Genomic DNA, 14,296 nt, shown 5'->3' with positions numbered 1-14,296 from the left:
GACCCGGTGAAGATTACTCTTCGAACGGGTCGCGCAGCACGATAGTTTCGACACGGTCAGGACCGGTAGAGATGATATCGATCGGCGTTTCGACCAGAGTCTCCAGACGCTCGATGTAAGCACGAGCATTAGCCGGCAGCTCGTCGAGAGACTTCAGACCTACGGTGGATTCACTCCAACCCGGTACCACTTCATAAACCGGCTCAACAGACTCGTAAGCTTCGCTACCGCAGAGAGAGGTCACCGGATTGCCTTCGGCATCGGCATAACCGATACAGATATTAATCTGATCGAGACCATCCAGAACGTCGAGCTTGGTCAGGCAGATACCGGATACGGAGTTGATCTGGATAGCGTGCTTGAGCGCTACCGCATCAAACCAACCGCAACGGCGTGCACGGCCGGTAGTCGCACCAAACTCATGACCACGCTCGGCCAGACGCGCACCGATATCGCAGTTCAGCTCGGTCGGGAACGGACCGCCACCAACGCGAGTGGTGTAAGCCTTGGTGATACCCAGCACGTAATCGAGGTAAAGCGGACCGAAACCACTACCAGTAGAGGTACCGCCGGCGGTGGTGTTGGATGAGGTCACGTACGGATAAGTACCGTGGTCGATATCCAGCAGCGAGCCCTGTGCACCTTCAAACATGATGCTGGCACCCTGCTTGCGCAGCTGATGCAGACGTGTAGTCACGTCGGTCATCATCGGCACCAGGGTCTTGGCCATTTCCAGGCAGTGAGCAAGCAGCGCATCAACGTCGATCGGATCAACTTCGTAGTAATGCTCAAGCATGAAGTTGTGATACTTCATCACTTCACGCAGCTTGACTTCAAAGCCAGCCGGATCAGCCATATCACCCAGACGCAGACCGCGACGAGCCGCCTTGTCTTCGTAAGCAGGACCGATACCACGACCGGTAGTACCAATCTTGGAGTCACCGCGCGCTTTTTCGCGCGCCTGGTCCAGCGCCACGTGATAGGACAGGATCAGCGGGCATGCAGGGCTAAGACGCAGACGCTCAGCCACCGGAACGCCGCTCTCTTCAAGGCCGGCGATCTCTTCCAGCAGTGCATCAGGAGAAAGCACCACCCCGTTACCGATCAGGCATTCGACATTCGGCCGCAGGATCCCTGACGGAATCAGATGCAGTACGGTTTTCTGTCCATCGATTACCAGTGTATGACCGGCGTTATGACCGCCCTGAAAGCGAACGACCGCCGCGACTTTTTCAGTCAGCAGATCGACGATCTTACCCTTGCCTTCATCACCCCACTGGGTACCCAGAACAACGACGTTTCTACCCATTGCTGTCTCTAAAAACTCTTAAAAATTGAGAAAATGTTCACCGGGTCTCAACGACCCACTGCCCGTCCTTCAGTACCAGCTGACGATCACAGCAGCCCGGTACCACTTCTCCATCCAGCATCTGCACGACACGCACACCGGCCTGCCTCAGATCCGCGATCGCAGCAAGGAGATCCTGCTCTTCGGTGGCCGGCACCAGCACAGCGGAGCGCTCGATCTCCGGCATCGCCAGCGCGACTTCCAGCAGGGTTTTAAGGTCAGCACTGAAACCCGTTGCCGGGCGCGCTCGACCAAAGTCTTCTCCAATACGGTCGTAACGACCACCCTTGGCCAGCGCTTGACCAAAGTGAGGCGAGTAAGCAGCAAACACTACACCTGTGTGATAGTGATAGCCACGCAACTCACCCAGATCAAAGTAAAGGTCGGTCGCCGGATAGCGACTTTCCACCCGCTGCGCCACCTGTTCAATATAGGTCAACGCAGCCAGAATACTCTCGGAACCCGCAAATAGTTCGCGCGCACGCTGAAGTACCTCAACACCGCCATTAAGCCGCGGTAGCGCGAGGAGCTTTTCAGCAACACCTTCGACCAGCTCCAGACCAGCCACGAAGCTGCTGATTTCCGGCAGAGCCTTACGCTGCAGCATATCGATAAAGCGATCCTGATCCTCACCGGTCAAACCGGCTTCCTGCATCAGCTCGCTAAATACGCCCACATGCCCCAGATCCAGGCTCACTGGACCTTTTACATCGATAGTGCGCAGCGTCTCAAGCATCAGCGAGATCACTTCTACATCACTATCGAGGCCCGCATGACCGTAAAGCTCGGCACCGAGCTGAAGCGGGTTGCGCGACGCCAGCATATTGCCGGGCCGAGTATGCAACACGGAACCACAGTAACAGAGACGGCTCGGCCCCTCGGTACGCAGACGATGTGCGTCAATACGGGCAACCTGAGGCGTCATATCGGCGCGAATACCGATAGTATGGCCACTGACCTGATCGGTCAGCTTGAAGGTCTTCATCTCCAGGTCCCGACCGACCCCGGTCAACAGCGACTCCAGATGTTCCGCCAGCGGCGGCATCACCAGGTCGTAGCCCCAGCAGTCATACAGATCCAGCACGCGACGACGCATCATTTCTACCTGACGCGCGCGAGGCGGCAACATCTCTTTCATTCCATCGGGCAGCAACCAGCGATCTGCCAATGTCATGCAGCACTCCAGTACGAATAACGCTTGAAATCAGTGAACCAGATAGAGTAGCGCCACACCCAGCAACATCGACACAAAACCCGCCACCCTGAGTGACGAATCCGGGACATATGCCAGCTTGGCAACCAGCCGACGCCAGCGCTGGGGATAGAGAAAAGGCAGCACACCTTCGATTACCATCACCAGGCAGAACGCGATCAATAATTCGCGCCAGAGATCGACCATTACTCACCTAAAGTCCACAAAAAAACCGGGCCTCGACCCGGTTAACGAATACTACCACGAAATCGGGCGCCAAGGGCACCCGATTTCTGTATTGCACTATGGCTGTGTCGCGCTGCGTGACGGCGGACGCGCATCATCCAGATAACGGAAGAACTCCGAATCCGGCTCCAGCAGCATCACATCACCGCCACCTTTAAAGGTATCGCGGTAAGCCTGCAGACTACGGTTAAAGCTATAGAACTCCTCATCCGCCGAATAGGCATCGGCATAGATGCTTGCTGCCTGCGCATCACCCTCACCTCGAGTTTCTTCAGACTCACGGTAGGCTTCCGCCAGGATAACGGTGCGCTGACGATCCGCATCGGCGCGAATACCTTCGGCAAGCTCCTGACCACGAGCACGGAGCTCACGGGCCAGACGCTGACGCTCGGTACGCATACGCTGATACACGGAAGAGGACACCTCGGTCGGCAGATCGATACGCTTGACGCGCACATCGATAATCTCGATACCGAACTGTTCGTCCGCACGCTTGCTGAGGTCGCGAATTACCGCATCCATCAGCTCCTCACGCTCACCGGAGATAACTTCGGTCACGGTGCGCTCACCAAACTGGTTACGCAACTCTTCCTCAATGTTGTTGGCCAGACGCTCAGACGCCTGGAACATATCACCGGAGATAGAGGTGTAGTACTTGGCCGGATCGTTGATCTTCCATTTCACGAAAGAATCCACGATCAGACGCTTCTTCTCCAGTGTCAGGAAAGACTGCGGACGCGCATCCAGAGTCTGCACACGGGCGTCAAAGGTACGCACGGTGTTGACGAACGGGATCTTGAAATGAAGACCCGGCTGGATATCACCATCGACGATCTCACCGAAACGCAGCTTAACGGCGCGCTCAGTCTCCTTGACGATATAGACCGACTTGGAACCGATCATCACCACGACCAGCACGGCGATCAGTAAATAGAGCGATCGAGCGTTCATTAGCGGCCCTCCCGTGTAGTGGTGGAAGAATTCTGGCGCTGACGAGCCTGCTCCAACACCTGATCGGTAATAGCCTTCAGACTGGCACTATCCAGACGAAGAGGACGACCGCTACTGTCGCGAACGCTGTCCTGCTTTTCCATCAATTTGTCGAGCGGCAGGTACATCATGTTATTGCCACCTTCGACATCAACCAGCACCTTCGGTGTTTTACCGAGCACTTCCTGCATAGTTTCCAGGTAGAGACGCTGACGAGTGATATCCGGCGCCTTGGCGTATTCTTTCTCCAGGGCCGTAAAGCGGTTAGCTTCACCTGTCGCGCGAGCAACGATCTCTTCACGGTAGGCGTTAGCCTCTTCAATGATACGCTGAGCTTCACCGCGAGCTTCAGGCACTACACCGTTGGCGTAGGTCTGAGCTTCGTTGATCACACGCTGCTCATCTTCACGCGCCTTGATCACATCATCGAAAGCGTCCTGCACCTGACTCGGCGCCTGGGCGTTCTTGATATTGACCTGAATGATGTTGATACCGGTACCGTAGAACTCCATGTAACGCTGTAGACGCTCCTGCACCTGAATACCCAGTGTCTCACGACCCTCGGTCAGGATAGAGTGCAGTTCGGTGGTACCCACGACATGACGCAGGGCAGACTCGGCCGCATGCGACAGACTCTGCTCGGGATCACGCACATTGAGAATGAAAGCCTTGGGATCGGTCGCCACGTACTGCACGGTCAGATCGACGTAAACGATGTTCTCGTCTTCGGTCAGCATCTGGGAATCGTGATTGTGAGTACGCACCATCTCGGTGTTGACCTTGGTGACGTCATCGATCAGCGGTGGGTTCCACTGCAGACCCGGGTTTACCGTTTCATAGAACTTACCCAGACGCAGCACCACACCACGCTCAGGCTGGTCCACGGTATAGAAGCCCATACCGGCCCAGAACAGCGCCGCCACTACTGCGATCACCACAAGGAAGCCAAAACCACCGCCTTTGCCACCCGAGCTACCGCCCGAACCGCTGCCGCGACGCTTGTTGCCACCGAATAGCGAATTCATCCGGTCCTGCAGCTTGCGCAGTGCCTCATCCAGATCAGGCGGCCCCTGATCCTGACCGCGTTTACCGCGGTTCTTATCGCCGCCACTGCTCCAGGGGTCATGGTTATTGCCATTCCCGCCAGGCTCGTTCCAGGCCATACAGTTCTCCGTCGTTGAAAGGGCGTTATATTTTTGAAAATTCTAGGGATACCCGAGCATCCACGCAACAGCGTCAGGCATTTTCGACACCAGTGCGTTGCAGTTTTTGGCGCTCTATCGGGGCAAGCTGCATCTACCAGAGGTCTTCTTCGTGGACAGGCTCAGGCAGATAACGTTCCGCCGGTATGCTCAAACGACTGAGGAGCTGCCGAATATCACGCATCGGCATCCTTACCTCCAGAGACATACGGCCATCATCTTCGATCCGTTCATTGACCACGGCACCCTGGGCGTAAAGGCGTGCGCGGAACTGCCCCTGCTCGGGCGTCAGGCTAAGTGTGTCGTGGAACATGTCACCACTGAGACGCTCTCGCACCGCGTCCATCAGCAGATCTATTCCCTCGCCACTCTGTGCCGACAACCAGACCCGACGCGGAACGCCGTCTTCGTCACGGTCCACACGAGCATCCTGACCCGGCAGAAGATCGATCTTGTTGTAGACCTGCAGTACCGGCACTTCATCCGCACCGATCTCACTCAGAACATGATGCACCTGGGTAATGTAGTCCTGGCGCTCCTCATCCTGACTGTCGATGACGTGCAGCAACAGCGTTGCTTCCACCGTTTCCTGCAGCGTGGCCCGGAACGACTCTACCAGCTTATGCGGTAGATGTTTGATAAAGCCCACCGTATCCGCCAGGATCGCGGGACCAACATCGTCCAGATCGATCCGGCGCAACGTCGGGTCAAGCGTCGCAAACAGCTGGTCCGCCGCGTAAACACCGGAATCGGTAATACGGTTAAACAGGGTGGATTTGCCGGCGTTGGTGTAGCCCACCAGAGAAACAGTCGGCACCTCTGCACGCTGCCGCGCACGACGCCCCTGCTCACGCTGGGTACGCACTTTCTCCAGACGTTTCAGGATCGACTTGATGCGGGCTCGCAGCAAACGACGGTCAGTTTCGAGCTGGGTTTCACCCGGCCCGCGCAGACCTATACCACCTTTCTGACGCTCAAGGTGGGTCCAGCCACGTACAAGACGTGTGGACATATGCTCGAGCTGCGCCAGCTCAACCTGAAGCTTACCTTCATGGGTGCGCGCGCGCTGGGCAAAAATATCGAGAATAAGCCCGGTGCGGTCGAGCACACGACACTGGATCTCGCGTTCGAGATTTCGCTCCTGGGCTGGACTCAGCGCATGGTTAAAGATCACCAGCTCAGCCTGATGCGCCTGCACCATAGCCCGCAGCTCTTCTACCTTACCTGCACCGAGAAAGAATTTAGGACTGGGATCGGCACGGGACCCGGTCAGAAATGCGACCGGATCTGCACCTGCGGAGAGCGCCAGCTCTTCCAGCTCCCGGGGATCTTCGCTATCCGCATCAGAGGACAGCTCAATGTGGACGAGAATCGCTATCTCGCCCGATTCGGGACGTTCGAAAAACAATTAGGACCTCAGTCTGCCGCCTTTTCGTCGCCTTGCGGCAGTTTCACCGGACGCGACGGAACAACGGTAGAAATGGCATGTTTATAAACCATCTGGCTGACGGTGTTTTTCAGCAGGATAACAAACTGATCGAAAGATTCGATCTGACCCTGCAGTTTGATACCGTTGACCAGAAAGATGGATACCGGAATACGCTCTTTACGCAGCACATTCAGATAAGGGTCTTGTAAAGACTGCCCTTTTGACATTGCAAACTCCTTCCCAAAAAGAAACTAAAACGTTTAGTTGTAATAGGCTGCACCCGTTTCCCTGGCCAAAACTCCAACCAACTCGCACCGGTGACAAGCCTTCCATTATATAATGTTTGCCTCAGCCAGTTTCAAGGCAGAATCGAGTAATTTATCCGCCTCGCTATCCAGCCAGTGAACGCCCTGCCAGCCACGTAGCCAGGTCAGCTGCCTTTTTGCCAGCTGCCGGGTGGCGACCACGCCGCGATACCTCATCTCATCATAGCTCAGGCGGCCTTCAATGTAGTCCCACATCTGGCGATAACCGACACAACGAATTGAAGGCAGATCGGCGTGCAGGTCACCCCGCCCATGCAGGCGCCGCACCTCTTCCTCAAATCCCTGCCCGAGCATCAGATCAAAACGCTGTTCGATACGCTGATGCAGACGCGCCCGATCACCGGGCATCAAGGCCAGTGGCAACAGGTTATAGGGCAAAGCGGCGTCCGCCTGCTCAGCCCAGTGTTCGCTGATCGGCTTACCGGTCAGTAGCACCACCTCCAGCGCACGTTCGATACGCTGTGAATCGGTAGGCTTCAATCGCTCGCCTGCCGCCGGATCAAGTTTTGCAAGGCGTTCATGCATGGCGGGCCAGCCCAGACGCTCCGCATCGGCCTCCAGCTCGGCGCGAAGCTCTGCGTTCGCTTCCGGCAAAGGCGCCAACCCCTTCTGCAGGGCGTTAAAATAAAGCATGGTGCCACCCACCAGCACAGGCACCTTGCCCGCTGCGCTAATTTCCGCCATAGCTGCCAGGGCGTCCTGGCGAAACTCGGCAGCAGAATAACTTTCCGCAGGATCGCGAATATCGATCAGGCGATGAGGGTAGCGCGCAAGCTCTTCTGCGTCCGGCTTCGCCGTGCCTATGTCCATATCACGGTAGATCAGCGCCGAGTCGACACTGATCAACTCACAGGACAGGTTATCGAACAGGTGCATCGCCAGCGCTGTTTTGCCGGACGCCGTCGGCCCCATCAGAAAGATGGCCGGTGGTAGTGTATCCGCCAAGATTACTGGCCTCGCAGAAAAAGTTTGTCCAGCTCGTGCATCGACAGCTGGGTCCAGGTCGGACGACCATGGTTACACTGGCCGCTGCGCTCCGTGGCTTCCATATCGCGCAGCAGGGCATTCATCTCGGGAATACTGAGCTGACGGTTGGCGCGCACGGCGCCGTGACAGGCCATGGTACCAAGCAGCTCGTTAATGCTCTCTTCGATACGGCGACTGCTACCAAACACCACCAGATCGGCCAGCACATCACGCACCAGCTGAGGCGCATCCGCCTTCGCCAGAGAGACAGGCACCTCACGTACGGTCAGCGTATCCGCCCCCATACGCTCCAGACGAAAACCAAGACGCTCGAACAGCTCGGGCTGCTCCTCCGCCAGGTCCGCCTCTCGCTCACTGACGCTGAGACTCACCGGCACCAGCAGCGGCTGGGAGCGCACCCGATCCTCATCCCAGGCGGTTTTCATGCGCTCGTAGACGATACGCTCATGGGCCGCGTGCATATCCACCAGCACCAGGCCCACCTCGTTTTGCGCCAGCACATAAACACCATGCAGCTGGGCGATGGCATAACCGAGCGGCGGCGCTTTCTCGGCATCATCTTCCGGCATCGGCATACCTGGCCGCCCGACATTCTGCAGCCCTTGCGCAGGCGCAGCCGGTGTATGCAGGTCCGCGTAGGCCGAGATCTGATCCCGGACTGCAGACGCAGAGCCCGCCGCACCGCCGTAGCTGCCATAATTTCCCGGGGACTGGCCGGGCTGATAGTTCCCGGAAGACTGATAGCTCCCTGGAGACTGATAGCTACCGGAAGACTGATACAGCGGCATCCGCCCCTGACTAAAGGTGCCACCACCCGAAACACTGCCGGGCGATGACTGCATCGCCATGGACGGAGCGCCTGCGCCATCACCTGCCGACTCACCTGCGCCCGCTGGTACCGCATCCTTGGGACGAAGATCACCAATAACACGATGCAGGGTGCGGAAAATAAAGTCATGCACCAGCCGCGATTCGCGGAAGCGCACCTCGTGCTTGGTCGGGTGTACGTTCACATCCACCAGGGCCGGGTCCAGCTCAAGGTAGAGTACAAACGCCGGATGCCGGCCGTGGAAGAGCACATCGCTGTAGGCCTGGCGCACCGCGTGGGTCACGACCTTATCGCGGATGATGCGTCCGTTGACGAAAAAGTACTGTTGATCCGCCTGGCTGCGCGAATAGGTGGGAAGACCGATCCAGCCCCAAAGCCGCAACCCTGAAGCCTCGGCGCTCACATCCAGGTGTACTGCCTGCTCGATAAAACTCCCGCCAAGCAGAGAAGCCAGCCGCCGTTCCCGGGCCTGCTCGCTATCCACCGGACGCAGCTGCTGCACTCGGCGTCCGTTATGTTGCAGATTGAAGGAGACATCGAACCGGCTCAGCGCCATGCGCTTGATCACCTCTTCGAGGTGGCGAAATTCCGTCTGATCTTTCTTCATGAATTTGCGCCGCGCCGGCGTATTGAAGAACAGGTCCCGCACCTCGACAGTGGTACCGCGAGGATGGGCTGCGGGCTCCAGCACCGCCTCCATATCGCGCCCCTCGGCACGCACCTGCCAGGCAGCTTCCTGATCTTTTGTGCGAGAGGTCAACGTCAAACGCGCCACCGAACTGATGGAAGCCAGGGCCTCACCACGAAATCCCAGACTGGCAACCGCTTCGAGATCTTCCAGCTGCAGAATTTTGGAGGTAGCGTGGCGACTCAGGGCCAAAGCCAGATCGCCCTTTTCGATGCCGCCGCCGTTATCGCGCAGACGGATCAGCTTAATACCACCCTGTTCCACATCCACATCGATTTTGGTAGCGCCGGCATCAAGACTGTTTTCCAGCAGTTCCTTGACCACGGAAGCGGGACGTTCGACGACCTCACCGGCGGCGATCTGGTTCGCCAGCTGCGGTGAGAGCAGGTGAATACGACTCATAAAATTATGCCTGAGGGGGTTAAAGCGAAAACAGGAAACAGCACTTAACTGGCCGGGATTTTCAGCACCTGACCTACGCGGATACGGTCACCACGCAGCTCGTTGGCGCGGCGCAGCTGATCCAGAGAGATACCGTTGCGCACGGCAATAACCGACAGCGTATCACCGGGAGCGACCCTATAGGTACTTTCGGCACCCGCCAGGGTTTCACCGGCGCGTTTACGGGCAGCAATATGAGTGCGGCTCGGCGGCCGATCCCAGAAGTGAGCTTTGACGCCACTGACGATGGCTCGCGCCATCTGGTTCTGGTAGCTGCTCTTTTTCAGGTTGGCGGCTTCATTGGGGTTGGAGATAAACCCGGTTTCCACCAGGATCGAGGGAATATCCGGGGATTTGAGCACCACGAAACCAGCCTGTTCAACGTGGTTTTTATGCATCCGTGCAAAACCGGCGATATTGCTGTGCACCCGGTTAGCCACCTCTCGGCTGCTGGACTGACTTGCCGTCATCGACATATCCAGCAATACACTGGCAAGGAGGTCATCCTTGTCTTCCAGGCTGACACTGCCAACACCACCGATAAGGTCGGCGCCGTTTTCTTTCTGCGCCAGCCAGCGACCCATTTCACTGCTCGCCCCACTGCCAGAAAGCACCCAGACAGAGGCTCCTCGAGCACTCTTGTTACGGGCCGCATCGGCATGTATGGAGACAAACAGGTCAGCGTTGATCTTGCGCGCCTTGAGTGTACGACCGCGCAGGCTGACATAATAATCGCCACCACGAATCAGCTCAGCTCGATAGCCAGGCTCGGCATCAATCAGGCGAGCCACCTCTTTGGCGATCGACAGCACCACGTTCTTCTCGCGTAACCCACCCGGCCCCAGCGCTCCGGGGTCTTCACCACCGTGGCCGGCATCCACTGCGACAACGATATCGCGCAGCGGGCCGGTGTTGGCCTCCTGCTTGCGCTCCACGCTCTCGCTTTCTGCCTTAACCGCTTCGGGCAGCGCAAGATCCAGCACCAGGCGGTTGCCATATTGATCGTTGGGAGCGAGCTGAAAACTCTTCGGACTGATCTTTTCGCCATCCAGGTCCAGTACCAGACGCACGCCATCGCCTCGCTTACCGGTGCGCACCTTCTGAATCGGTCCCTTGGCGAGCCCCAGGGCATCAATATTGAGATCGAGCTTGGTATCCTCGATATCCAGCACCAGCCGCTGCGGGTTATCGAGCATGAAAACTTTGTGCTGTACGGGCGAGCTGAGGTCGAACACCAGACGAATGTTGTCCGGTGCCTGCCAGGCACGGATATTGTCGACATTGGTTACTGCCTGCGCCAGCTGACTCCAGGCCAGCATGAGCGTCAGTATTAACCCGCTGAGTATGCGCACCAGCCTTTTCACCCCTTCACTTCGCGTGTATCGCCCAATATTGGCAAACTACAAACCCGCTCGCCTCCCGCTGAAAGCAGCGGATATATCGGCGAATTTAACCCTTTCTTAAACTATCGGCCAATTTACGGCCTTTTTCAGTATTATATTGCCACGACAGCAAACGTCCTGTCCCCTCGACACGGATTTCGATCTCCAGATCCGCCACCGGCAGAATCCCTGCGCCCCGCTCCGGCCATTCGATCAGGCTCAATGAGCGTTCATCGAAGTAATCCCGAATTCCCAGAAACTCAAGCTCTTCCGGGTCACCCAGACGATAGAGGTCGAAATGGTAGACCGGGCCGGCTGGCGTCTCGTAGGGCTCTACCAGCGTATAGGTCGGACTCTTAACAGAACCTTGATGACCGCAGCCACGCAGTACGCCGCGGGACAGTGTGGTTTTCCCCATACCCAGGTCGCCGTGCAGAAAAATGACCGCACCTTCAGTGCAGCAGGCTGCCAGATGCTCACCGAACGCCACCATCGCCGGCTCATCGGCCAGTTCAATCGAATAATCAGACATTTTCTTCCAACCCATTGATAACGAGCGGAATGGTATTCATAAGGTCGGTCGCCAGCAATCCACCTGCACCTAATTGCCGGGCACAGAGGTCTGCCGCCCGGGCATGAACCAATACGCCGACCCGCGCCGCATCCACCGCGGGCATGCCCCGCGCCAGCACACCACCGATAATGCCACTGAGCACATCGCCCATACCGGCCGTCGCCATTCCGGGGTTACCGTCGCTGCAGAGGTGGATCACATCGCCATCACAACTGAGCGTACCGGCGCCTTTCAATACCACTGTGCCACCGCAACGGCTCTGAAGTTCCCGCACCTGTTCGAAGCGATTGGCCTGAATATCCGCCGTATCGGTATCGAGCAGGCGCGCCGCTTCCCCCGGATGCGGTGTCAGCACCCAGTCATGCTCCGGCAGCGTCGAGTCACTCTGGGCCAGAAGATTCAGCGCATCGGCATCAAGCAGCATCGGTTTGTCACTCTCAAGCACGGCTTCAAACAACCGCCGCCCCCAAACGCTCTGCCCGAGCCCCGGGCCGATCACCACTGCGTCCGCTTTCGCCAGCAGCGGTTCCAGTTCATCGGCCTCGTCGATGCCGTGACACATCACCTCCGGCACGCGGGTGAGCGCCGCCATGCGGTGCTCCTCGCGCGTGGCCAGGGAGACCAACCCTGCCCCTGTGCGCAGCGCCGCCTGGGCCGCCATCAGTGCAGCTCCTCCCATACCCAGGTCACCGCCCACCACCAGCAGATGGCCGTACATGCCCTTATGAGAGGACGCGGGACGCTTCGGCAGCAGTTCACGCAGGTCTTCCGTATCGGTGCGAAAGGCGCTGACCGGCACATCCTCGAACACTTCATCGGGTAACAGCAGCGCATCAAACAGCAGGTTACCGACATGATCGACACCCTGATGAGTCAACAGACCCTGCTTCAAGGCGATAAACGTGATGGTGAGGTCAGCGTAAACCGCCATTCCCAGTTCGGCACCAGTATCGGCACAAAGACCCGAGGGGATATCCACAGCCAATACCGGCTGTTCGCAGCGATTGATCTGAGCTATCACACTGGCGGCCTCGCCACGCACCTGCCCGCTAAGGCCGATACCCAGCAGCGCATCAACGATCAGCTCGCCCGTCAGTTCTATACCGGGGTACCAGTTGTCAGCCTTCACGCCAAAACCACTGAGCCACTGCCAGGCCTCCAGCGCTTCGCCACGCAGCTTTTCGGCATAGCGTTCGCCAACCACTATCAACTGCACCTCGAGCCCGGCCTGCCAGGCAAGTCCCGCGATCACCAGACCATCACCGCCGTTATTGCCGGCACCGCAGACAATGCTGATGCGCCGCAACTGCGGCCACTGCTGCCCGATCACCGCCCAGGCGGCCTGACCGGCACGCTGCATTAAACGAAAGCCGGGGATGCCAAACTGCTCAATCGCGGTCCGGTCCAGCGCGCGGCACTGCTCTGCCGTGTATAATGTGGCCGGCAAGACCTCTCTATTGATGCTCATAGACCTTCACTCATCACTGATCTGCACGCCATTATAGTGGAACAGCCCAGCGCAAACGCAAACCAGCCCGAACCTCTCGAGTCCCTGGCCCAACGCCTGAAACAGCGCGCCCGCGAGCTGGGTTTTCAGCAGTGCGCCATCACCCTGCCGGACGCTTCCGCCGAGGCGGAACATCTGCAGCAGTGGCTGGACACCGGTTACCAGGGCGAGATGGGTTACCTCGAGCAGCATTTCGATAAGCGGATAGACCCCAAGCTACTGGTACCGGGATGCGAACGAATCGTCATGGTCCGCATGGATTACCTGCCGCCAGAAACGACCACCCTCAAGACCCTGGCCAACCCGGACAAAGCCTATATCGCGCGCTATACCCTGGGCCGTGACTACCACAAGCTGATCCGCAAACGCCTGAAACAGCTGGGCCAGTGGCTGGCGGCGGAAGCCGGCGACGAAGCCGCCGTTCAATTCCGCCCCTTTGTGGATTCCGCCCCGGTACTGGAGCGCCCGCTGGCCCGCAACGCCGGTATCGGCTGGATCGGCAAGCACACCCTGCTGCTAAACCGTCAGGCAGGATCGCTGTTTTTCCTCGGCGAGCTGTTTACCAACCTGCCGCTGCCGATCGATGCTCCAGAAACCGAATCCCACTGTGGTCGCTGCAGCGCCTGCCTGGATATCTGCCCAACCAAGGCTTTCCCGGAAGCGGGTGTGCTCGATGCCAGACGCTGCATCTCTTACCTCACCATCGAATACAGCGGTTCGATCCCAGAAGAGCTGCGCCCATTGATGGGCAACCGCATCTTCGGCTGTGACGACTGCCAGCTGATCTGTCCCTGGAACCGCTTCGCCAAGCGCACACCGGAAGAGGACTTCAAACCGCGCCACAGTCTGGACGACGTGGATCTGCTGACACTGTTTAACTGGGATGAGGAAACCTTTCTCAAGAATACCGAGGGCTCGGCGATCCGTCGCACCGGTTTCGAGGGCTGGCAGCGCAATCTGGCGGTCGCCCTGGGCAACAGCCGCGGCGGAGATAAAGTAGAGGAGGCGCTTAGGAGCCGCCGGGAAAGCGTGTCAGCGCTGGTGCAGGAGCATATCGACTGGGCGCTGGAACGACTGGCCAGCAAGGCCGGGCCGGTGCCACTGCCGATTCAGCAGCATCCGGGTGCCCGCAGAATAAAGGACTAAATCCTTAAG

General features: G+C 58.2%; 13 protein-coding genes. 1 reads left to right on the top strand and 12 read right to left on the bottom strand.

Features of this window, described 5'->3' with window-relative positions; genetic code table 11:
* Positions 1–13: 13 nt before the first annotated feature.
* The 12 genes from C4S72_RS23610 to C4S72_RS23555 form a co-directional block, all read right to left on the bottom strand.
* Positions 14–1,309 (bottom strand): adenylosuccinate synthase, encoded by a 1,296-nt coding sequence (locus tag C4S72_RS23610; protein ID WP_104005663.1) that lies wholly within the window; start codon positions 1,307–1,309, stop codon positions 14–16.
* 37 nt (positions 1,310–1,346) lie between these two features.
* Positions 1,347–2,522, bottom strand: coding sequence for an ATP phosphoribosyltransferase regulatory subunit (locus C4S72_RS23605; protein WP_104005662.1), 1,176 nt, complete (start codon positions 2,520–2,522; stop codon positions 1,347–1,349).
* Positions 2,523–2,552: 30 nt separating this feature from the next.
* On the bottom strand, positions 2,553–2,747 hold the full coding sequence (locus C4S72_RS23600) for a DUF2065 domain-containing protein (RefSeq protein ID WP_104005661.1): 195 nt from the start codon (positions 2,745–2,747) through the stop codon (positions 2,553–2,555).
* A 96-nt stretch (positions 2,748–2,843) separates the two neighbouring features.
* Positions 2,844–3,737 (bottom strand): protease modulator HflC, encoded by an 894-nt coding sequence (gene hflC / locus C4S72_RS23595; protein ID WP_104005660.1) that lies wholly within the window; start codon positions 3,735–3,737, stop codon positions 2,844–2,846.
* Positions 3,737–4,939 carry an FtsH protease activity modulator HflK gene (hflK, locus tag C4S72_RS23590; RefSeq protein WP_104005659.1) on the bottom strand — a complete coding sequence of 401 codons (1,203 nt, stop codon included), beginning with the start codon at positions 4,937–4,939 and terminating at the stop codon, positions 3,737–3,739. Before hflK ends, hflC begins: the two co-directional genes overlap by 1 nt.
* A 133-nt stretch (positions 4,940–5,072) precedes the next feature.
* Positions 5,073–6,386 carry a ribosome rescue GTPase HflX gene (gene hflX, locus C4S72_RS23585; RefSeq protein ID WP_104005658.1) on the bottom strand — a complete coding sequence of 438 codons (1,314 nt, stop codon included), beginning with the start codon at positions 6,384–6,386 and terminating at the stop codon, positions 5,073–5,075.
* A gap of 8 nt (positions 6,387–6,394) precedes the next feature.
* Entirely contained in the window at positions 6,395–6,634 is a 240-nt protein-coding gene (hfq, locus tag C4S72_RS23580; RefSeq protein WP_027854732.1) for an RNA chaperone Hfq, read from the bottom strand.
* A 105-nt stretch (positions 6,635–6,739) separates the two neighbouring features.
* A complete protein-coding gene (gene miaA / locus C4S72_RS23575; RefSeq protein WP_235009247.1) occupies positions 6,740–7,645 on the bottom strand; it encodes a tRNA (adenosine(37)-N6)-dimethylallyltransferase MiaA in 906 nt (301 codons plus the stop codon).
* 35 nt (positions 7,646–7,680) lie between these two features.
* Positions 7,681–9,639, bottom strand: coding sequence for a DNA mismatch repair endonuclease MutL (mutL, locus tag C4S72_RS23570; protein WP_104005656.1), 1,959 nt, complete (start codon positions 9,637–9,639; stop codon positions 7,681–7,683).
* Between the two features lie 44 nt (positions 9,640–9,683).
* Complete coding sequence (locus C4S72_RS23565) at positions 9,684–11,030, bottom strand: N-acetylmuramoyl-L-alanine amidase (protein ID WP_327332991.1); 1,347 nt, start codon at positions 11,028–11,030, stop codon at positions 9,684–9,686.
* Positions 11,031–11,127: 97 nt separating this feature from the next.
* On the bottom strand, positions 11,128–11,592 hold the full coding sequence (gene tsaE, locus C4S72_RS23560; protein WP_104005654.1) for a tRNA (adenosine(37)-N6)-threonylcarbamoyltransferase complex ATPase subunit type 1 TsaE: 465 nt from the start codon (positions 11,590–11,592) through the stop codon (positions 11,128–11,130).
* The gene (locus tag C4S72_RS23555) at positions 11,585–13,102 is read right to left on the bottom strand and encodes an NAD(P)H-hydrate dehydratase (protein WP_104005653.1); all 1,518 of its coding nucleotides are present in this window, start codon (positions 13,100–13,102) and stop codon (positions 11,585–11,587) included. Before C4S72_RS23555 ends, tsaE begins: the two co-directional genes overlap by 8 nt.
* A 36-nt stretch (positions 13,103–13,138) precedes the next feature.
* On the opposite strand from C4S72_RS23555, the gene queG reads away from it, so the two are divergent.
* Positions 13,139–14,287 carry a tRNA epoxyqueuosine(34) reductase QueG gene (gene queG, locus C4S72_RS23550; protein ID WP_104005652.1) on the top strand — a complete coding sequence of 383 codons (1,149 nt, stop codon included), beginning with the start codon at positions 13,139–13,141 and terminating at the stop codon, positions 14,285–14,287.
* Positions 14,288–14,296 lie beyond the last annotated feature (9 nt).

The sequence above is a fragment of the Marinobacterium lutimaris genome (assembly GCF_900108065.1).
Lineage (GTDB): Bacteria > Pseudomonadota > Gammaproteobacteria > Pseudomonadales > Balneatricaceae > Marinobacterium_D > Marinobacterium_D lutimaris.
The sequence above is the reverse complement of the archived record's forward strand: the minus strand, read 5'-3'. Positions and strand labels throughout refer to the sequence as shown.

Bases quoted from the DNA above. Each gene is read 5' to 3' on its own strand.
- C4S72_RS23610 (WP_104005663.1), bottom strand. From the start codon at position 1,309: ATGGGTAGAAACGTCGTTGTTCTGGGTACCCAGTGGGGTGATGAAGGC.
- C4S72_RS23605 (WP_104005662.1), bottom strand. From the start codon at position 2,522: ATGACATTGGCAGATCGCTGGTTGCTGCCCGATGGAATGAAAGAGATG.
- C4S72_RS23600 (WP_104005661.1), bottom strand. From the start codon at position 2,747: ATGGTCGATCTCTGGCGCGAATTATTGATCGCGTTCTGCCTGGTGATG.
- hflC (WP_104005660.1), bottom strand. From the start codon at position 3,737: ATGAACGCTCGATCGCTCTATTTACTGATCGCCGTGCTGGTCGTGGTG.
- hflK (WP_104005659.1), bottom strand. From the start codon at position 4,939: ATGGCCTGGAACGAGCCTGGCGGGAATGGCAATAACCATGACCCCTGG.
- hfq (WP_027854732.1), bottom strand. From the start codon at position 6,634: ATGTCAAAAGGGCAGTCTTTACAAGACCCTTATCTGAATGTGCTGCGT.
- miaA (WP_235009247.1), bottom strand. From the start codon at position 7,645: ATGGGGCCGACGGCGTCCGGCAAAACAGCGCTGGCGATGCACCTGTTC.
- mutL (WP_104005656.1), bottom strand. From the start codon at position 9,639: ATGAGTCGTATTCACCTGCTCTCACCGCAGCTGGCGAACCAGATCGCC.
- tsaE (WP_104005654.1), bottom strand. From the start codon at position 11,592: ATGTCTGATTATTCGATTGAACTGGCCGATGAGCCGGCGATGGTGGCG.
- C4S72_RS23555 (WP_104005653.1), bottom strand. From the start codon at position 13,102: ATGAGCATCAATAGAGAGGTCTTGCCGGCCACATTATACACGGCAGAG.